This is a genomic window from Zobellia alginiliquefaciens, assembly GCF_029323795.1.
GTDB lineage: Bacteria > Bacteroidota > Bacteroidia > Flavobacteriales > Flavobacteriaceae > Zobellia > Zobellia alginiliquefaciens.
Genome location: NZ_CP119758.1, coordinates 337415 through 359515 on the forward strand (window position 1 = coordinate 337415; position 22101 = coordinate 359515).

The 22101-nt window shown below is 36.7% G+C and carries 17 protein-coding genes; 1 reads left to right on the top strand and 16 read right to left on the bottom strand.

Annotated features, from left to right (window positions below; genetic code table 11):
* Positions 1–109: 109 nt before the first annotated feature.
* The 9 genes from P0077_RS01445 to P0077_RS01485 all read right to left on the bottom strand — a co-directional run bounded on the left by P0077_RS01445 (position 110) and on the right by P0077_RS01485 (position 11865).
* The gene (locus tag P0077_RS01445; protein WP_276167405.1) at positions 110–847 is read right to left on the bottom strand and encodes a rhamnogalacturonan acetylesterase; all 738 of its coding nucleotides are present in this window, start codon (positions 845–847) and stop codon (positions 110–112) included.
* 93 nt (positions 848–940) lie between these two features.
* Positions 941–1186, bottom strand: coding sequence for a hypothetical protein (locus P0077_RS01450; RefSeq protein WP_276167406.1), 246 nt, complete (start codon positions 1184–1186; stop codon positions 941–943).
* Positions 1187–1342: 156 nt separating this feature from the next.
* Positions 1343–1642 (bottom strand): hypothetical protein, encoded by a 300-nt coding sequence (locus P0077_RS01455; protein ID WP_276167407.1) that lies wholly within the window; start codon positions 1640–1642, stop codon positions 1343–1345.
* Positions 1643–1723: 81 nt separating this feature from the next.
* Positions 1724–2716, bottom strand: a complete 993-nt coding sequence (locus P0077_RS01460; protein WP_276167408.1) for a nucleoside hydrolase — start codon at positions 2714–2716, stop codon at positions 1724–1726.
* 281 nt (positions 2717–2997) lie between these two features.
* A complete protein-coding gene (locus P0077_RS01465; RefSeq protein WP_276167409.1) occupies positions 2998–3897 on the bottom strand; it encodes an alpha/beta hydrolase in 900 nt (299 codons plus the stop codon).
* 183 nt (positions 3898–4080) lie between these two features.
* A complete protein-coding gene (locus P0077_RS01470) occupies positions 4081–5277 on the bottom strand; it encodes a Gfo/Idh/MocA family protein (protein ID WP_276167410.1) in 1197 nt (398 codons plus the stop codon).
* A gap of 262 nt (positions 5278–5539) precedes the next feature.
* A complete protein-coding gene (locus P0077_RS01475) occupies positions 5540–7192 on the bottom strand; it encodes a RagB/SusD family nutrient uptake outer membrane protein (RefSeq protein ID WP_276167411.1) in 1653 nt (550 codons plus the stop codon).
* A gap of 12 nt (positions 7193–7204) precedes the next feature.
* Complete coding sequence (locus P0077_RS01480) at positions 7205–10555, bottom strand: SusC/RagA family TonB-linked outer membrane protein (protein WP_276167412.1); 3351 nt, start codon at positions 10553–10555, stop codon at positions 7205–7207.
* 143 nt (positions 10556–10698) lie between these two features.
* A complete protein-coding gene (locus tag P0077_RS01485) occupies positions 10699–11865 on the bottom strand; it encodes a FecR family protein (RefSeq protein ID WP_276167413.1) in 1167 nt (388 codons plus the stop codon).
* Positions 11866–11998: 133 nt separating this feature from the next.
* Here P0077_RS01485 and P0077_RS01490 point away from each other — a divergent pair, with 133 nt between their 5' ends.
* The gene (locus tag P0077_RS01490; RefSeq protein ID WP_276167414.1) at positions 11999–12574 is read left to right on the top strand and encodes an RNA polymerase sigma factor; all 576 of its coding nucleotides are present in this window, start codon (positions 11999–12001) and stop codon (positions 12572–12574) included.
* A 368-nt stretch (positions 12575–12942) separates the two neighbouring features.
* Here P0077_RS01490 and P0077_RS01495 read toward each other — a convergent pair whose 3' ends face one another.
* The 7 genes from P0077_RS01495 to P0077_RS01525 form a co-directional block, all read right to left on the bottom strand.
* A complete protein-coding gene (locus tag P0077_RS01495; protein WP_276167415.1) occupies positions 12943–14202 on the bottom strand; it encodes a glycoside hydrolase family 88/105 protein in 1260 nt (419 codons plus the stop codon).
* Positions 14203–14343: 141 nt separating this feature from the next.
* A complete protein-coding gene (locus tag P0077_RS01500) occupies positions 14344–15108 on the bottom strand; it encodes an SGNH/GDSL hydrolase family protein (RefSeq protein ID WP_276167416.1) in 765 nt (254 codons plus the stop codon).
* 54 nt (positions 15109–15162) lie between these two features.
* On the bottom strand, positions 15163–15738 hold the full coding sequence (locus P0077_RS01505; protein WP_276167417.1) for a gluconate 2-dehydrogenase subunit 3 family protein: 576 nt from the start codon (positions 15736–15738) through the stop codon (positions 15163–15165).
* Between the two features lie 3 nt (positions 15739–15741).
* Positions 15742–17433, bottom strand: a complete 1692-nt coding sequence (locus P0077_RS01510) for a GMC oxidoreductase (RefSeq protein ID WP_276167418.1) — start codon at positions 17431–17433, stop codon at positions 15742–15744.
* Positions 17434–17616: 183 nt separating this feature from the next.
* Positions 17617–19038, bottom strand: coding sequence for a sulfatase family protein (locus tag P0077_RS01515; RefSeq protein ID WP_276167419.1), 1422 nt, complete (start codon positions 19036–19038; stop codon positions 17617–17619).
* 8 nt (positions 19039–19046) lie between these two features.
* Positions 19047–20651, bottom strand: coding sequence for a sulfatase family protein (locus tag P0077_RS01520; RefSeq protein WP_276167420.1), 1605 nt, complete (start codon positions 20649–20651; stop codon positions 19047–19049).
* A gap of 64 nt (positions 20652–20715) precedes the next feature.
* A complete protein-coding gene (locus tag P0077_RS01525) occupies positions 20716–22044 on the bottom strand; it encodes a sulfatase family protein (protein WP_276167421.1) in 1329 nt (442 codons plus the stop codon).
* Positions 22045–22101 lie beyond the last annotated feature (57 nt).

Below are 22101 nucleotides of genomic sequence, written 5' to 3' on the forward strand. Positions count from 1 at the left end.
TAAAGTACAGTAAAACCTTATTTCTGTCCATAATTTATCTTGTAAATAAAATTGGTAAAATTAAACTGCATCCTATTTATGTTTATATTACCGATATCCGATTACAAGTTTATTTACTAATTAAATATTTTGTGACAGGAATTTCTAACTCCTTCATTTCCTCCACTGCTAAACCCGCTATCATAAATGCTCCCAACTGGGATAAATGGGTATTATCATTTGCACCTTTTGGTCTTTGAGGATAAATCCCCGGTTCAAAATATAAATACAACTGTTTCGATTTCTCCGGACCCATTTTTTCAACCAATGTTTTGGTTTTGACTTCCATGTCTATAAAATAGACCTCATTCTCTTCGGCCACTTGTTGTACTGCAGGAATGTAATCTCCATGGGTGTCTGTTAAAGTTCCTGCCTCGTTAAAATGCCTTCGAACAATAGAGGTAAAAAGTATGGGAATAGCTCCCTTTTCTTCGGTCTCTTTAATATATTTTTCAAGATTTCTTTTGTAAGTGGTAAAAGGACGTGTATACCTTGCGGTATCGGGCTTACTATCATTATGGCCAAACTGTATAAAAATGTAATCTCCTTTTTTGACTTTAGAAATTACTTTTTCCCACCTACCCTCATCAATAAAACTCTTTGAACTACGTCCATTTTTTGCATGATTTTCAACTATAACTGAATCATTAAAGAAATGTTGTAAGACCTGTCCCCAACCATATTCGGGAATTTCTTTTTTCTGTTTATTGGACATGGTCGAATCACCAATCATAAAAATGTGAACCGGGCGAAAATCACTTTTAGTAAACCCTAGACAAATCACTGAAAGGAAAATTAGTTTTTTCATTTAATTATTTTTATCAATTATAATGGATTTCATAATCGGTCATTATGACTCTTACAGCACAAGGCACTGAATTAAGGTAACCAACTTTTCAAATTATAAACCGTTTATCGTACTATCTGTTTGTCTTATAGATTTAACGTTTATAACATCATTATATAAAAAGTAAATAATTTCATTAAAACCTTCAGACATCGTTAAGCCGGCCCAACCGTGGTTGCCACCGTAAATGGAAGTGAAGTAATACGCTTCACCTAACCCCCTTAAACGCTCAGCTATAGGCCTTGAACCATAAAGCATCCAAAAGCCTTTATCTTTAATTAGATCTTCGATAAGTACCATTAAGCGATTTTTCTGCTATCTGATAATTTAAAATACTGTCTTTATTCTCCATAAAATAGGCAGCATCCCCTTGAATTACAAAGCTGATTTTTTGGGCGTTAATACCATTTGTCAAGTTGACAAAACAGATAACAATGAATATTCGAAACATATCTTTTAAAAATTGAATATATGTGCCCCAAAAATAAAATCATGAGCAACCTGTTTTACGGTTATCGCTGTTCCGGCAGGAAGCCCTTTGAGATTTAATACCGCATCAGCTTTTCTGTTTTCCTCAATATCTCGATCAATTTTTGCCTGAACTTTAGAGATCCACAATTTCCAGTAGGCAGCACTCATAACCGTGTCCTTTTGTGAAATTGTTACTCGTGTTTTCTCCGTCTCTATCCCGTTTGCATATTGCGGGATTTGAAACGGACACTGTAATAGTAAAATGTAGATAATTTTCTGATTCATGGAAATTATTATCTTAAGATTTAATTAGCCACTCCAAAAAGGAGGATGCCCAGATTTAATTTCTTTATTGTTAAATGGACCTTATATAGGTTCATGCATCATTAATTCTTCTATAACATCAGTAACTATTTTATAAGGGTACTTATGTACGAGGAAATAATGGTTGGCATTTATTTTTGGTTTCCATTGATTGTAACCATCCTCGTCAACTAAAAATTCACCAGGTCCACAAACATAAAAATACTTCTCCGGATCCCTTATGGCACAAAGAACTGCTGTTTGATCCCACGATCTTCTATTTTCAGAGGGTTGTTCGCTATAAGTAGCTAAATTATAAGCATAAGCCCATGCAGCCGGGTTTTTAACCGACCCCGTTGCTGCTAATTTATTACCGGTCTTAATTGAATTTCCAATCTCAGCTCCGCTAAAAAGTATAGGAGTTGGCCAGTGATTGAACGTGTAAAAGGAAGCTTCTGAATGCTTATAAACATTATATTCACGCCCCTCTGGGAGGTACCCGGCCATCGCAACCAGTTTCTTTACCTTCTGGTTTACTAGCTCAATACCCGAGAGCGGAGAAAATTCATCGGGACCTGATTTTAGTAAATTTTCAAGATTTGTAGTAAATCCAACGGTAACAATTGTAATACTTTTGTCGGACTGAGATGATAAAACCTCTCGATATACTTTAGTCGCCGAAGGATAATTTTTCGAATGTTTAAGCTCAGGGGCGAATCTTACAATAGTAGAATCATTCCAATTGTTTTTATGGATAAAATTCACGCCGTTTTTTTCAGGCACTCCTATGGGAATGTTCGGCTTATTAAAGTACCTATTAAAGAGTTCTATAGTAGGGGCAACACTTGGATGACTATTGCATGAAATAGTTGCTAAAATGTCACATTCACCACTATCTGCTAAAGCATGCAAAACAGCAATGGCTCCCACATCATCGTAATCTGGACCCATATCCGTATCAAAAATAACTTTAACGGGTTCTGGAGTCTTATTTTTTTCTGGTGTCGTGTTACATCCCACAACCAAAATGAGTAAAATGTAAAGTAATTGTTTCATTGTATTTTATTTAATAATTACGGTTGGCTGCGTGTCAGCTAAATTGTTCGTTCCCTAACCCTCCTTTTACTGAAGAAGGAATGGAATATTGAACTCAGTCTGGCCATTTGTTGCAATCTACTTCCGCTCACCAAGAACTTAGTCTAATTGAAAACTCTTCCCAAATTGTTTTTTATCAGTAATTTGTTTTTTTACACAAAAGTCTTGAATTTACAGATATCGCGACTCTTGTTTTTATATATCGTTGTAGAGCATATGGTCACATTTTCATTCATTTTTAATTATAGCTTATTTATCGTTCTATCTGTTTGTCTTAAAGATTTAACGTTTATAACATCATTATATAAAAAGTCAATAATTTCATTAAAACCTTCAGACATCGATAAGCCGGCCCAACCGTGGTTGCCACCATAAATGGTCGTGAAGTGATACGCTTCACCTAACCCCCTTAAACGCTCAGCTATAGGCTTTGAACCATAGAGCATCCAAAAGCCTTTGTCTTTACTATCACAATAATGATGAGGGGCAATGTTATAGGGCACTAACTTATCTCCCGTTCCGTGAAAAAGTTGGGTTGGAACAGCCCTATTTTTATCTATTTTCGAAAGTGTTTTAATAGCTCCCGCCATGCTAATTATTCCTGCATATTTAAAATCTGAAGGTAGTATTTCATTCTCATAGTAGAATGCCATATTCAAAACCGTTTCTGCACCCGCACTCGATCCCGCTATGATTATTTTATTTGGGTCCACCCGAAATTTATTATCGTTGTTGAGTATAAACTTTACGGCTAAGCTAACGTCATAGGACGCTGAATCAATAGCTGCTATTTTCTTATCAGTGGGAACGTCGCAACTAAAACCAATATTTCTCATAGTTAGCCTGTAGGATACAGAAGCAACGGCATATCCCCGCTGAGCAAGTTTTGCAGCAAAACGAACAGCTTTGTCGCTATCTCTGTTACCACTAGAAAAACCACCTCCATGAACATAAACAATTAAGGGAATCTGGTCTCGATCGTCTCCTGCTACGTAATAATCAAATTGTAATGATTCATTTTTATCAGGACCATAATTATAAGTGTATTTAGTGACTTTAGAAAAAACACTATCTAAATAAATGGTTTGAGCAGCTGTAAAATTTGTTGCCAAAACGAATATGACAATTATTAAATATTTCATCGTAATTATTTACTTTTTTATTTAACTATCCTCATTAAAGTCTTACTATTTTGTTTGAGATTAAATTGGTCTTGATTTCCATCTCGAACGAAATGGCTTATCATTAATCTTACTTATCTCAAATAAGACCTCAAGAACTTAGAAAAAGCTTATTCGAATTTTAAAACATAATAAATTGAATTTCTAATTATAATATTTTTCAAATTCATCTTTCCACTTTACTATCTTATTTTCATGTAAGGCATCCAGGCCCATTTGTACGGAAATTGCTGCCTTTGAACCACTAATAATATCAGATTCTGGTGTTTTGTTTTCAATAATACTGTTTGCAAAATCGGTTAAAGCCTGTACTGAAGAATTTGCATGTTCAATATTAATCGGGATTCCCTTTCCCTTTGCCCATTGGACTGTAGCACCTGCAACTCCGTCTACCTCCCCTATTTCCTTTTTATCCGAATTTCCTTCTGGATAAAACCACGCCTTATCATAATCTAAGATAATGGTTCCCTTATCCCCCAAAACTTTAATTTGATAATCATTCATGGAATTAGATGTTAAGCAAGTGAACTTGGCCTTAACTCCTTGGGGGTATGTATAAATCAAATGAATATTGTCAAAAGTTTCCCTTCCATCTTTCCAATAATCAACTCCGCCAGAACCTGTAACTTGCTCTGGTACAGAATCTAGAACCCAATTAACAAAATCAATTTGATGAGAACAAAGTTCAGCCACTAACCCTCCTGAATACTCTTTATACATTCTCCAATTAACAATACGTTCTAATTTAGTATCAACTACTGGTCTTCGCCAATCCCCATTTCGGTTCCACTGACATTCAAAGGCTGTAATATTTCCTACAGCTCCATTTTTTATAATGTCTACTACATGCGAATAAAGTCTGGAACTATGGTATTGATGACCAACTTGGAAAATTTTAGAGCAGTCTCTTTTTTTTAAAATTAAATTTTTAATCCCTTCATAACCTTTTGCCATAGTTTTTTCACCATAAACATGTTTATTGGCATCTATAGCATCAATTTCAATCGCGGAATGTGTATTAAATGGCGTTGCCACCAAAACAGCATCTATTTCCTTATTATCTAATAAACCTCTGTAGTCAGAATACCCAATTACTTTTTTATCGGCACGGGCTATTCCATTCTCTAACCTGAATGGTAGAACATCACAACAGGCCATCAAATTAAACTGAGAAATTTTATTTATCAACGGTATGAGTCCTCCTCCCCTGTCTCCCGTTCCGATTACACCTAAATTTATGATTTCATTTTTATTAAGGGAAAAAGAATTTATAGGTGATAAAGCTGCAATCGTACCTAATACACCTTTACTGGTACTACTAACAAATTTTCGTCTATTCATGACTATTATAAATTATTTTTAAATTCAGATTCAAAGTGTCAGTTCGACCAATTCTTGGCCAATCAATTATATAATCCCAAAGTTTCATTTAATGTATTGCCATTACTAAATGGAGTCAGCAATAACAGGAAACTTATAAATAATAGATTTTATAGTGATTAATAAGAGTTATTGGTCAACATGATAAAGATTATCTTATTTAACTATAAGTTAATAAGAACAAGTTTGAAGTTTTTCAAACTTGTACCATTATGCTTAATTGTTAATATCCTGGATTTTGCTCAAGTACAGCATCAATATTTCGCTCTATTTCTGCTGCTGGAATTGGCCATAAATTATATTTGGGAAGAATTTCATTTGCTAAATAAGGGTTATAAGATTTTACCCTTTCATATAATAATCCGAGTCTCATTAAAGTGAGTCTTCTTTTCTCTTCGACCCCTAATTCTCTCATTCGTTCATCTAAAATATAATCGATATCTACATCTGAAGGAGCTACATCATTAGCATTAGATCGAGAGCGTACCATATTAATATCCTTTGCCGCATCAATAGCATTACCCATTGCCAAATATGCTTCAGCTCTTAGTAAATAGGTTTCAGCCAATCGAAACATATATTGATCTGTATAGGTCGCTCCTGCAGAACTTTTTAAAGTACCTAGTTCGATATTATCATAAAGTCCTGGAGGATGATTAAATGGAGTTGTAGCCTTTGACTGATAAGCATAAAAATCACGAAGTGTATCTACACCATCAGGTGGGTTCTCTACAGAAAAAACCTGACCAAATAAAGTTGAATTAGGATTATCCGCTGTAAATTCCCGAACGAAGTTATGATTTGCATTACGTATATCATTATCGAAATCACTCTCCCATATCTCATTGGAAAAGTGTTTGGTAGGTGGAGCCCAGCCTATTCCACGACCTCCAGTATATCCACTTTTTGGCCATAGAAATGGTGTTTCTCCATTTATTACAACATTACGAACCATAGGGGGATGGTGTCTTTCTAAATTATAAGCCCCCCATCTATGTCCCGAAGCAACACTACCCCCTAAAATATCCGTTTCAAACTGTATTACCCAAAGAGCTTCCGTATTGCCAGAGCTCCTATTTTGATTATTCATTCTGAACAAATCCCAATAGACGTCCCCAGGTGTTTCATTGGCTCTAGAGCCAAATCTATCTTTCATCAAAGCCGTCTCAGGGCTATTGATAACTGAACTAGCTGCGTCAACAGCATCTTCTGGCCGTCCTGCTGCTAAATAGACCTCAGCGAGTACATGTTGAGCAACTAGTTTGTTTATCTTTCCATCTAAAGCTTCCGATATTCCTGGAAGATTTTCGGCTGCATATTTCAAATCCTCGATTATTTGGATTAAAACCTCTTCTTTGGAAGCTCTTAAAAAATCCGTTCGTGGCTCCGACATTTCTTCAGTTACTAAAGGGACACCTCCCCACATATAGACCAACGTTCGATAAGCAAATGCTCTAAAAAATCTTGCCTGAGCTATAAGTTCTATAGACTGTTCCGCAGAAATATCTGCTGTGGAGGTTCGGCTAATAACAATATTTGATTCAACTACCATTGTATAAAGGTTCGCCCAATGTGTAGCAGGGATATCACTGGTAGGATCATACGCTGCAATCATATTGCTATGTCTGTTATTTCTATGTCCGTCTGAGACCAAATCAGTACCGTATAAATAGTCAAATGGTCTATTCTCATCAAGAACATAAAATATGCTTCTAGTTAACCAATACAAATTGTTTACTGTTGCGTTAAGCCCCTCATAAGTATCATAGGCATTTACATCACTTAAAAAGTCTAAAGGTTCTTCCTTTAAAAAATCTTTATTACATGCTGTTGTTATGCACATTATGCTTATCACTAATACTATAAATCTCTTCATCTTTGTAATTTTTTAAAAAGTTAGGTTCAATCCAAGTGAATAACTCCTAAGGACAGGTCTCTCATTTGCTCCCAATCCACTACCGGTCTCTGGATCCCATCCCCTCCAACCAGTCCATGTTGCTAAATTCTTGCCACTAACAAAAATTTGTAAATCGGCCATGTGTAATTTATCTGTCAATTCTTTAGCAAAATTATACGAAAGGCTCACATCCTGTAATCGCACGAAGCTTCTACTCTCATACACAGAAGGCGATATTCTAGGACTTTTCCCTGGAAATACAGGATCAACACCATTTGGATTATTAGGTTGCCAAAGATCTATTCCATTTAAATAATTATTTCTAATACTTGTACCATTCACAAAAATTGGGTAAATATTATTCTGTAAGTATCCATTTTTACCTCCTTGAATAGAGTTTAAAAATACCCTTAAGCTTAAACCTTTATATTCAAATTTATTTAGAATACTAAATCGGTAAGCCGGATTAGAATGGCCTATTTTAACTCGGTCATGTTCAGGTGTAATTTCCCCATCTCCATTTACATCTACAATTCTATAACTTCCAGGAAAAAAACCTTCAGGAATATCTTCATCATCTAATTGATAAATACCATCTGTCATATAATTATAAACTACTCCTAAGGGTTCACCTATAAATAGATTACTCGCAACGAGGTCATCCTCCACTCCATCTCCATCACTATCCCTTCCAACTAGTTTAAGAACTTTGGTTGCTGTAGTTGAAAAATTTAAAGTAGAGTTCCATTTGAAATTTTCAGTATCAATATTCTGACTAGATATGGTAAATTCAAAACCATTATTTTCAATTTCACCAATGTTGGTACTGATAGCGTCAAAGCCTGTTATATCTGGAATTGCAACGTCGAACAATAAATCATTAGTTTTGTTATGATAGTATTCAACGGCGCCAATTATTCTGGACTTAAACAACCCATATTCTAATCCTAAATTAACACCAGTTGTACGCTCCCATTTCAAGTTAGGATTCGCCAAAGAACTTAGTTGTTGACCAAACACCGTACTTCCACCATCATCAAACACGTAAGCTGCACGTGTTGTCACTCGAGCTAAAGAGCTGTAACGGCTAGTTTGATTACTACTCGTACCATACCCTAGTCTCAACTTTAGATTATTAACCCATTGAGACTTAAAAAATGATTCATTATGAATATTCCAAGCAATTGCCGCTGAAGGGAAATATCCGTACTTATTCTTTTCAGAAAATCCAGAAAAACCATCTCTTCGCAGTGTACCAGTTAAAAGGTATCGATGATCAAAAGTATAATTGAGTCTCATCATCTGATAATTTAATGCTTCTCGCCAAGCAGAAGATTCCGTAAACTGGTTTACACCTTGCTGTAAACTATTGTACCCTAAATCTATCCTTGCAAAATCATTAGCCTTTGCCCCGGTCCACTCAGATTTTCGTTCAATAGCTCCATACAAAAGTGTCGCATCAATATCGTGTTTACCAAATTGTTGATTATAACTTAAAATGTTATCTAAATTATAGTCATAATAAAAACTTGTATTCTTGTTAGCCGAACCAATCAACCCTGAGCCGTGTTCACTAGACCTATAATTTTTATTAATTCTGTAATTGTTACCAAAATTTACTCTGTATGACAATCCTTCTAAGAACGGAAAGTCTATTTTGGTGTAAAAGTTGGCGAAAAAATAATCGTGTCTTTCTTTATCCAATACGTCATATCCTAAAAACGGATTTTCATCGGTTGTATTTGCGGGGTATGGTATAATATTACCTTCCTCATCATAAGGTTTTAATAAAGGTGACGTTCTTATCAACTGACCTAGATGTGGTTCAGACCCATCTTTATTCACGAAAGATGCAAAAGTTTGAGTACCGAATTCCAACCAATCTGAAGCCTCAATAGAAAGATTGATTCTCGCTCCTTTACGCTGGAATTTATCATTTGCGATAAATCCTTCTTGATTGGTATGATCAAGTGATATAAGATATTTAATTCTTTCAGCCCCCCCAGAAACACTTATTTTTTGTTCATTAATATAACCTGTTTGCGTCCCTGAATCCCACCAATCAAAATCAGTGTTCACTATATTCCTATTTTCATCGAGCATGGAATAATCAATATAATCCGATAATTCAAAATCTGGATTTGGTTCTGTAAAATTAGGCCCTAAATAAGCATCTTGGTAATTCAGTTTTTTAATGCGGTCTAAATAATCAGCTCTATAAAGTGTTCTTAAATTCTCAGAAGTTTCTAAGGTGGCGTATGAGGTGGAGATTGATACCCTTGGGCTTTGATTTTTCTTACCCAATTTAGTGGTTATTAAAATAACCCCATTTGCCCCTTGTGCACCATATACAGCTACGGAACTTGCATCTTTCAATACATCTATAGTTTCAATATCTTTGGGGTTGATAGATTCTAAAGATCCGTTATATTGTATACCATCGAGAACGATCAACACATTCTGGTTTCCTGATATCGTAGTTCTGCCCCTTACTGACAAAGAAGGTGTCGAACCTGCACTATTTACTTGACCAACGTTTAAACCAGGTAAATTCCCCTGCAACAACTGGCCAACATTACTTACAGGAGCTTGCTTAAAGTCTTCAATATTTGCTCGCCCAACAGCACCCGTTACATCCTTTCTTTTTCGAGTTCCATATCCTATTAAAACGACTTCTTCTAATTCGGAGCTATTTTCTTCCAAAGAAACTTTTATTTCTGACTGCCCATTAATCGTAACTTCTTCGGTAGTAAACCCAATGTAAGAAACTATTAAAATAGCATTTTTTTCTTCTATAGTAATTGTAAAGTTTCCGTCAAAATCGGCCTGGGTACCATTGGTGGTACCTTTTACAATGATATTTGCCCCGGGTAAAGGGGCGCCATTTTTATCAGTAATAGTTCCTGTAATGGTCTGTTGTACCGTATCAAGTTCAGTATGATCGGAATCAACATTTAAGGAGTTTGAAATAGTCGTTTTAACTTCTACTTTCTTTAATAAAATCTGCTTTTTATATACTTCATAAGAAATATCTGTTCCAAGCAAAAGTTTATCCAGAACATCAAAAATATTTTCCTTTTCTGCTCTTATATTTACTTCTCTTTTTACATCGATTTTCTGTGTATCAACAAAAAATTTAAACTCTGAAATAGTTTCAATTTTATTGAGGACTTCACTTAATTGAATATCCCTCATATCAATAGATATTCTTGCTTTTTGGGAATAGGTATTAGCATTTATTTGTAACATAAATACTAATAGGAAAAAGCCAGTTAGCTTCATTTTAAGGTCCAACTTAAAGGTGTAAATAAACGAACATGCGTTTATAATCAGTTTTTTCATACTTTTGTTAAGGTTATTAATTGGTAACTCTATTTTTGACCACATCTATAAATCGGAGAATGTTACGAGCATTTTCCGGTTTTTTTTTAAGAGCGATCACATCTTAAAGTGTATTCTATTCTATGTCATAGGCGCGATTAAGATTAGTTGATTATTATTTGATTATGCTTGATTTCATATTCAATTTCGTAAGTTCTATCTAAAATTTCTAGAATCTCTTCTATGCTTTCTTCTTCAAAATTAGCGCTGAACGTATTTTCATCTAAAGCTAAATTGGTATTTACAATAGTGACGTTGTAACGCCTTTCCAGTTTCTTTCGAATATCTTTAAAAGGTACATCTCTAAATATAAGCTTACCCTGTATCCATGATGTATATATTGTGGTATCTACCATATCTCTTTTTAAGACTTTTAAATCTTTATTCCATGTTCCCTTTTCTCCGGGAATTAGTTTAATCTTGGACTGCATTTTGATAGGACTTAAAGAATCATATAATTGTACGCTTCCCGAAACAAGTACCGTACTTGCTTCAGAATCTTCTTCATATGCTGAAACATTAAATTCTGTTCCTAAAACACGTACATTAAAATTCTCTGTCATAACGACAAAAGGATGTTCTTCGTTTTTTTTAACCTTAAAAAAAGCTTCTCCTTTCAACGTTACTCTACGATGATTGCCTACTGAGAAACTTATAGGGAATTTTAAAATTGAGCCAGAATTTATATGAACTATAGTTCCATCCGACAATTCTAATTGGAATTTCTTCCCATTTGGAACTGATATTTCATTATATTCTATTTTGCCAGATTTATCTGTTGATTTATAAGAAATTCTATTACCTGTTTGCTTAGCAATAACTCTTCCCTCAGAATCCAATATATCAGAACTTTCTGTCCCCTTAACTATTTTGACGTTTCCATCGCCTAAATTAAGGTTCACTTCTTCGTTGCCTATAGTTAATGTATCATGAGTATCCTCAGAATTTAAAAATGTTGTAATTCCTAGACCTAATCCTATAACACCCAAAAAGATTGCGGCATATTTAAAAAATGGATAAGTTCGTCTATTCTGTAGCTTCTTAACAGGAATAGTTTGTTTTTTTATTTGATGTAGAAAATCTTTGAAAGCGACCTCCTTATCAACCTTTAAATATTTCTTTGTAAGAAGGTAATCTACTTCCATAGAATCATAAAAGCACTTTTTAACCAACTCCAAAGGATAATCTTGAACAAGTTCATACAACTTGGATTCCTCAATTTTGCCATCCAAGTAATCCTGAATTATTTTTTCTAACGAACTTTTTTTCATAACAAAATTATCAATTACATAAGTATGACCCCAATCTTATCACAATCCCTACATTTTACTAAGCTTTTTTTAAATTTTTCTGATATTAATTTTTTTTTACATAGCTTAACCAGCTTAATATTACATATCCATTTTGTTAAAACCAGAGCATTTATTACTTACCAACCTAAGAAAGGGAGATGAAAAGGCATATAAACATTTATATGATTTGCACTACACCAATTTAGTCGTGTATTGTTATAATTTAACTAAGGATCAAGATCGCGCAGAAGATATAGTGCAACAGACCTTTGTGAAAATTTGGATGAAAAGAAGTACACTTCAAATCCACTCTTCATTAAAGAATTATTTATATAGATCTGTATATAACACTTTTATAAAAGAATATCGCAAACTTAAAAGGGAAGAATCAGCACTTTTAGAAATTAAAAATTCCGTACTTATTGATTTTGTTGAAAAGGATGAAACAATTTTGGAAGAAAAAATTCAACTCCTTAACAGAGCTATTGATCAACTCCCAAAAAAGAATAAAGAGGTATTTCTACTCAGTAGGAAATCAGGCTATAAACATAAAGAAATTGCGAAAAAATTGGATATTTCTGAGAAAACAGTGGAAAAACATATTAGTCGTGCTACCTTAATGATAAAGAAATGGTTTAAAGAAAATAACGTTAGTTTATTGATTGCATTTTTACTTTCGAAGTACTAGCCAATTATCATATCATTTTTTAATATAGTAAGATATAATTTAAAAGTCATTATCTGTAATATTTTTAGGGAAGGCTAGAACCTCAGCAGCAAACAAACCGGAAACAAAAAATAATCAGGAAACCAGGAACCTAACCAAATCTTGGTATTCACCTATTTAAAATCTTAAAGAGACTCTTATAGGGGATTACTCTTTTATATTGCGCATACTGGATTGTTGGTTTATGTTATAAAAAACACTACCGTGTCCTGTAAACAAAAGAGTTTCAAAAGATCCCACAACTAATTCCTCCATAATTCCACTAGTTATACTAGTTATACTAAATGAAATCATATTGGAACATCAGTTGCATGGACTTAAAGGATTTTCTACCAATTAAACTTAATTCCTTTTTGGTATAGTTTCATAACCTCGCTGCCAGCTAGCAATGTAGCACCCAGTCCATGAATATCGTTCAATAGGGTTGGTCGGTTTGCATAATAATAAGTAGACGTATTTATCCCAGTTCCCATGCAAATGCCTTCTACCTGTCCATCTGCCAAAATCTTACTCGACACTCCTTCCCAGCCTTGCGCTGCGATATAGGCGTACCTCGAATCAAGCCAACCTTCGTTTATGGCTTTTGCAATGGCATATGTAAAGATCGCCGTTGCCGATGTCTCCAGATAGGTATTTTCCAAATCTATTAACTGATGCCAAAGCCCAGAGCCGTCTTGGTAGCGACTGAGACCAACAATCTGTCGGGTTAACAATTGAATTAATTCCTCACGTTTGGGGTAATTGACAGGTAACTGGCTTAGCAACTCGACCTGTGCCATGATAATCCATCCGTTACAACGTCCCCAATGAGCAACGCCATTTTGTTTAATATCATCATACCAGCAATGAAGAAAAAGATTTGTTTGTGGATTCCAAAGATGCTTGTTAAAAAGGAGTACCTGTTTCGTTGCTTCATCAAAATACTTTTGTTCTCCGGTCAAAGCACCCATGCGTGCTAAGAAAGGGACACTCATGTATAAATCGTCTCCCCAAACAGTCATTTCAAATGGAACTGTACGGCAAAAAGTTCCATCTTCAAGGCGTTTCTCCTTATTCATAATATAATCAGCGGCATTATCAAGGTATTTTCGGTAACGCTCCTGCGGGGCTAACTTATGTACCGCCAGTACAGAGGCTCCCATTGCTCCAACATCGTCAAGCAGCGACATGCGAAACTTCTGGTCCATACCGGTTTTCCTGATTCCTGAATCATATAACTTTTGAAAATACGGGTCGTGGTCAAAGGCGAAAGCCACATTTCTTTTTGCGTATTTTATGTACTCATTATCATCCAGCTGGTTCCCCAATGTTATAAAAGCAATATTCGAGACCCCGTTCCAGTACTTCCATTCATTATATGGGCTTTCTGCTGCATAACCCGCAGTAACAGGTAGTTTTTGAGAGTTTTCAAATGTTTTACCTGTTTCCTTGTTAATAATTTTAAAGGTCGAATTATTAACAATGTTATCCGCCACGTTTCTTAGCACACGTTCTATATCTTGTACTGGGTCAGGGTGGTTTTTTTGTCCAAACGCATTAAAACCGATTACGCATACTATTATTGAAAGGAGATTTACACTATTTTTCATAAAGGTGTTATTAAAAAATAAAAAGATGAGTTATTATTTTTTTGGATTGCAAGGTCTTAGCAATATTGATTTCGAGTATATTAAATCGATACAAAGTGCGACTATCAAAATCACACACTTTAACGAAGTCCATATTCAATCTTAAAAATTTTCGTCTAATTCCTCCACAAGCTGTCTAAAAAAAGTGCCCGTTGTTGGCCGCACAAAAGATAGGTATAGATTCTTTCCGTCTTTATCTAAAGTAGTCAACCGATTTGGAACGGTCTTAACCGACTTATCTAAGAGAAATTTGGTTATAGTCAGAGCTATTAAATAAGTACCATCCGATGAAGGATGCTTATCATCAAAATATAGTTCCAAGTCGGGTTGTAATGTCTTAGCCTTCATGAAAACCGGCCCAACAGGAAAGACCCTTACATTTAACTCTTTAGTTAAATCCATATACCCTTTAGTAATACAATTTTGCATCAATGGGTTAGATTTATAGGCCCATGTTATAAAAAATATTGGCTCGGCTCCTTTAGAACGAACAAGTTCGGCAAATTTTGAGCTGTACTTTTTAAACCGCTTAGGTGCTTCAATGGTACTTAGACTATGGTCACCAAAAATCACATAATCCCATTTCATGTCGTTTATAAGCTGACGGGTTACAGTTCCTTTTTCACTTTTCCAGTGTTGCATTAGATTGGTACCTCCCACAGTAGACTGCTGAATCTGAACCGGTACTCCTTGAGTTTTGGACATAGCCTCAACCAAATGTGGCATGTTCCAGAAATAAGTAAAACTGTTCCCGACAAATAATATATTTATGGGTGCTTCATTTTTCTGGGCATTGAAATAAATAGGAATACTCAAAATAAGAGCAAACATCCAAATATTAAGATACTTGATATATTTTCTTCTCATAATTCTACTGAAAAAAATTTATTGATTGGATAATGTTATCTCAAAAACTTAAGTTCACCCCAATGGCTTCTGCCCCGGTTTTAAGGGAATACAACCTTTAAATCCCCCAGGTACCGGGTTATAGATTCGGGCTTTGGTCGAACCAATTTCAGAACCAAAATACCCAGATAAAGTCAAGCTTCTAAGCAGCCCATAAAAATGCTTGTTGATGGGCAATCCGGCCGCCTTTTGCTGTCCGTACGCAAAAGCCTCGTTGTGGTAGTTTCGGAGCAAGAATTCCTTCTTTTCCTTTTCCAAACCGTTAAAATCGGTTTTAAATAAACCAAAAGCATCGGCATCCAGTTTATTGATTCCCAATAGTAAAAGAGCGCGGTCATCATCCTTGAGCATATCGGTATACATCATAAAAATGTAGTCTCCCGTTTTTGCCGCTTTTGCACCCGGTACATCTTTGGTAGCCGGTAAAATGGTTTCGGCAACTTCATTCAATATCGGAATATCTTTTTCGGTAATATTCTCCCGTGCCACGGGTGGCGTTGGTTCACAACCAGACACTAATAAAGCGGGGGCCGTAGTCACCGTACCAACGGCCAACGAACCTGATAATCTCAAAAAATCTTTTCTTTTCATTTGTTACAGGTTTTGTTTGTTTAGTTCCTTTACCGCATGGTCAACAGCCCTAGCCGTTAATGCCATATATGTCAACGATGGATTTTGGCAGGCGCTTGAGGTCATACAGGCCCCGTCTGTCACATAAAGATTGGGGGTACCCCAAACCTGATTGTGTTTATTGAGAATCGAGGTTTTGGGATCTCGGCCCATTCTAGCCGTTCCCATTTCATGAATATTGAGTCCGAAATTTCGCCTTTCACCCATATCCCTCACATTTTTAAAACCTAAAGTATCGAGCATTTCCATAGCAGCAACGACCATATCTTTTTGCATGTTGAGTTCATTAGCTTTGTACTCCGCATCAATTTGCAGCAAAGGCATATCCCAAGCATCCTTTTTATCTTTACGTAAAGTCACCTTGTTTTCTTCGTAGGGCAGACATTCACCCATACCCAACATATTCCATTTCCAAGGCCCCACCTGTACTAGATTGTTCATAAGGTCATTGCCCATTAAAAAATGTTTTTCCGGCGTACCGGCCGTTCTGAATCCGCCACAGGAGTAGGCAAACCCCCTTAAATAATCGTTACGTTTATCATCTCTGAAATTTCTAAAACGCGGTAAATAGGTGCTCGTAGGTCTTTTTCCTTCGTAATACGAATCTTCAAAGCCATCAAAATCGCCCTGTACACGTGCATTGTAATTATGGTCCATCAAGTTTTGACCCAATACCCCACTATCATTGCCCAAACCTTCGGGATATCGGGCCGAAACCGAATTCATTAAAATCAAGGTTGAATTTAGGGTAGCCGCATTTAAGAAGATAATCTTTGCGTGATACTCACTGATCTCTTTCGTGTTGGCATCTACCACCCGAACCCCTGTTGCCTTACTGGTAACCGGGTCAATAAGAATGGAATGCACTACGGCATGGGTCTTCATCTCTAAATTGCCTGTTTCACGTGCCGCCGGCAAAGTGGCAGAATTACTGCTAAAATACCCCCCAAGTGGGCAGCCTCTCTTACATAAGTTTCTATGCTGGCATGGTCCCCTACCCTTTTTACCTTCGGTTAAGTTGGCGGTACGAGAAATGACCAAATCCCTATCGGGAAAATTCTTTTTAAGCTCCCCTTTAAAATGGGTTTCTAGGCAGTTCATCTCCATAGGTGGCAGAAACTCCCCATCTGGTATTTGTTTCAATCCATCTCTATTTCCACTAATTCCAGCAAATTTTTCCACATAGCTGTACCAAGGCTCCAAATCTTTATAACGAATAGGCCAGTCTACCGCTATTCCATCTTTGGCATTCGCCTCAAAATCCAAATCGCTCCATCGCTGGGTATGCCTCGCCCACATCAGCGACTTACCACCCACTTGATATCCTTTGATCCAATCAAACGGTTTTTCTTGCTCATAGGGGTGTTCATCATCTTTGACGAACAAATCTTCGGTGGCTTCACGAAAGGCATAGCACCTACTCACAATCGGATTCTCTTCTTTTGTTTTTCTAGGAATTTTATTTCTATGCGGAAATTCCCATATGGGTGTATTGGCCGTTTTATAGTCCGTAACATGCTCCACCATTCTGCCTCTCTCCAGTACCAAAGTCTTTAGACCTTTTTCGGTAAGCTCTTTGGCTGCCCAGCCTCCACTTATTCCCGAGCCAATTACAATGGCATCGTAGGTATTATCTGCTTTTGCCTTAATATTCATATCCAGTTTTTAATAATATAATGTTCTATCTTATTGATTGTAAGCGGTTGTATCCCTAACCTAAATATTGATTAATTTTTATGGTTCTTTGAACTTTTGAAAACATGATAGTAATTAGTACATACATGAGCATTACTTAAATTATTATCAATATGCAGTACATTCCCGCCTACATTTTTCTAATTAATTTTTAGCCATCCCAGGCATTCTCGCCTCTTTTTTCATTATACTATCGAAAGCTATAATTTTCAGGGTAAGTTCTTTTGTTACATCCGGAAAAGAATCCTTAAGATTTAATGTCTCACCTAAATCTTTTGATATATTATATAATGAAGTATCTACTCTGACTTTCATAGAAGTACCTCTTATCCCACCCGACCCGGTAATATCAACTATGCTTTCCTCGTAAGGGAGGAACAATTTCCAATCGCCTGACCTAATTCCACGTGCATCTTCGTTTTTAAAGTAATAAAAATCACGTTGCCCTATGCGCCCATTATCCAACAATACAGATGAAACATCAGTCCCATCCTGCTTCAAATCCTGTTTTGGAGAATTAGTAATCTCCCGTATGGTGGAATACATATCCATTATAGAAACCACCTCACCACTGACCTTACCTTTCGGTATTCGCTTGGGCCAACTTGCGATAAAGGGGACCCGCATACCTCCCTCAAAAATGGTATGCTTTCCTGCCTTGAAAGGTCCTGCCGAACCTGCGTGATTACCAAACTGTAACCAAGGACCATTGTCAGAAGTGAAGATAATTAAGGTGTTTTCCAGAAGCCCCTGTATTTTGAGATAGTTTTGAATTCTTCCTACCGACCTATCTATGTCCTGAATCACATCAGCATACAATCCATTTTTTGAACTGCCCCTTAGGCTATCTGGAACATAGAGGGGTACGTGAGGCATGGTATGTGCCAGATATAGAAAGAAAGGCTTTTCTTTATTTTTATCGATAAAATCCAGACCAAAGTCCGTATAGCGTTTTGTTAATGTTCGTTGATCTGGGTTCAACTCTATAACCAAACTATCCTGTATAAGTGGTAAATCTGGCCATTCCGGGTTATTGGGAGGATGCATATCGTTGGAATACGGCAATCCAAAGTACGTATCGAAACCATGGTTGATCGGTAAATGTTCAATTTGATGGCCTAGATGCCATTTCCCAACAGCTGCGGTAGTGTATCCATTTCCCCCTAACATTTCAGCCAAAGTCGTTTCATTGGGATTTAAACCAAGGCGGTATAAATCTTCCGTCCAAGCCGGCCCGTTTGGCCCTACAACCCGTGGCATTCCAACCCGTTGGGGATAAGAGCCGGTCATCAGTGCCGCCCTGGTAGGGGAACAATTTGGAAAGGAATAGAAATTGGTCAACTTCATACCTTCTTGAGCCAAACTGTTTAAATTAGGTGTGGCGTAGGGTGCCCCATAGATATTCAGGTCTGCATACCCCATGTCATCGGCGAGGATAAATACAATATTTGGAGGATTATCCGCTTGAGCCGCTATTTTCATTTTCTCCTTACAGGATAAAGTTACCGTCAGAAGAATTGCTAAAAGGCCTTCTTTCAACGGATAATATGGTTGTGCTTTCTTCATAATTTCTATTACTTCACCGTTTCGTTGTATTGCTCCTGCAATCTATTTAGTTCATTTTTCATCTTAGACAAAAGTCTTCCGTGCTTTGAAATACCTATCAAATTTTTCATTTCATTGGGATCTTCTCTTAAATCGTACAGTTCCCATGCATCGATGTCATTATAGAAATGAATGAGTTTGTACCGGTCTGTTCGCACCCCATAATGCCTTTTGACAGAATGCCAGCCCTCTGGAAATTCGTAGTAGTGATAATAGAGGGAGGTGCGCCAATCTTTGACCGATTCTCCCAAGACCAGTGACTTAAATGACTGACCCTGCATATCACTTGGTACTTGTACCTGTGCAAAATCAAGAAAAGTGGGCGCAAAATCAAGGTTAAGCACCATTTCATTAATTTGAGTTCCAGCTTTTATCGCCTTTGGATAGCGCATCATTAAAGGCATACGGAGGGATTCCTCGTACATGAAACGCTTATCGTACCAACCGTGTTCCCCTAAATAAAAACCTTGGTCGGAGGTATACACTACTAAGGTGTTTTCCGAAAGGCCGTTTTTATCCAAATAATCCAAAAGTCTGCCCACATTATCGTCTACCGCTTTAATGGTTCCGAGATAATCTTGCATATATCGTTGATATTTCCACCGCAACAAGGAATCTCCCGTCAAACTATCTTCCCGAAACTTCCTTCGTATGGGGGCATAGTGCTTTTCCCAAGTTTCGTATTGTTCTTTGTCCATTCTAGATAAATCAGCTAATAAATTATGCTCACCATTTGCAAATCGATTTCCTCCGGTACCGGTATCCTCTTCATAATCCCCCGGCATTAGTTTCATATCCATTGATAAGAACATATTTTCAATCCGCATATCCTGTTCCTTGGCCGCAGTAGAACGCCCACTGTAATCATCGTAAAAAGTTTCTGGAAGGGGGTATGTTTTGGACAGGACTTCGTCTAGGTCTTCCAATTTTGGCATCCAGTTTCGGTGGGGCGCCTTGTTGTGGAGCAACATCACAAACGGTTGGTTTTCATTCCTAGTGTCAAGGTATTCCAAGGACATTTCCGTAATAAGGTCCGTCGTATATCCTTTTATTTGAACGGTATCGCCATTTTTAATCAAGTTGGGATTATAGTATTCGCCCTGATCGATCAGAATATTCCAAATATCAAAGCCTTCCGGTACCGACTTAAGATGCCATTTTCCAAAGATGGAAGTTTCATAACCATCTGCTTTTAATAATTTTATAAAGGTTTGTTGTGAGCCGTCAAATACATCCAAATTATCCTTTTTCCCATTCAGGTGACTGTATTTGCCTGTGAGCATAACGGCTCGACTAGGCGCACAAATGGAGTTGGTCACAAAACTGTTGTTGAATTTAGCACCTTCGGCAGCAATACGATCTATATTGGGCGTTTTGATAAGCTTATCATCAAAAGCACTGATTGCCTGGTACGCATGGTCGTCTGACATGATAAAAATAATATTCGGACGCGTTGTATCCGATTTACCATCTCCGTTTCGCTGAGCGCTGCTAATAAAGGTAATAAATATAGCTAGCACCACTAATACATTTGAAAGGTAAGCTTTACCTATATTCTTTTTTAAAATTTTCATTATTACTTATATTCTCGAATTAAATCTATTTTAGGTTATGCTAAAAAGCACATTCAGAATGTAACTAGTTCACTCTCCTATACTCTTCAATCTGTGCATTAAACTTTGCCAAGTGTCTCTTGAGAAATACTAGGGCTATTCGCTCTTTGGAGTTAAGGTTCAAATTTTTCAATGGATATTGCTCTTCCGCATCTTTGAAAATGGCATAAAACCTTCCATCGCCGTACAACTTGTACTCTATAGTCTGTACAAAGCGTGCGTTTGGGAAATCCCTTCCTTTTGGATTATAATCGGATACTAAAACTTCTCTTGATAAGGATGAATCTCCGTTTAATTGCCCAAAGAAACTTATCCCATCGGTTTCTATGTCATCCGAAACTTCCGTACCACTTAGTTCGAGTAAGGTGGGTAGGAAATCCGTAAAATCTACCAGGTTATTGTTTACGGCACCTTTTTGCAATCTATCTTTGCCAAATACAATTAAAGGTACATGGGTCCCATTATACGTAGCAAAGCCCTTACCTCCTTGAACCTCATTGCCGTTGAACCATGAAGTTATTCTTCTATCTGTTCCATTGTCTCCTGTAAATATGATTACCGTGTTTTCCAATTCATTTATCGCCTTTAAATGATTAAAGATTTTTCCAACGAGCCCATCCATATAACTAACCATGGAAGGAAAATGCTGTGTATCGTTCATAGAAAGGGCATCATAATTTTCGTAGTCCGAAGCACTGGGCGCAGGTTGAAAAGGGTCATGGACCAATGCCATTGGGTAATACACAAAAAAAGGTTTCTTACTCGGGTTATCGATAAAGTCTATTATAAAATCAGTGAATACATCGGGACCATATACTGGAGAATCCGATGGAAAATCCAAGTCTTTACCATTATGGATAATTTTAGGAGCTTTGAACCGCCTCCAGAAATCACCTTTATCGAGCTGCCAGAGCATATAGTCATCAAATCCAAAGTTGCCGGGCGTTTCTTTATCACCTTCCAGTTGCCATTTGCCCGCTATAGCGGTTCTATAACCATTCTTTTGTAGATAATTGGCAAAGGTTTTCTCATTTGGATTAAGATAGCCAAACCTTTCATAATTTTTGTAATTATGCTTTCCGGTCATTAATTGTACCCTAGATGGAGTGCACAGGGGCATTGCATAAGTTTGGGCAAACCGTATTCCGCCATTAGCAAGTGAATCCAAATAGGGTGTATTATAGGATTCCCCTCCATTGCAACCCAGCGTTTCATAGCCCAAATCGTCCGCCATAATCAGTATTATGTTAGGCTGTATTGATTTGGCTTGACCTAAACCTTTTACCGGATAAAGAAGGCATAGAAAACCAATTAAAATCCTGACAAAAAAATATTGCAGATAGATTGTTTTCACTTTTTTACATGTGTATTTAAAGAAGTAAACCTTGTTTTTCCGAACTTATAAAAAAAG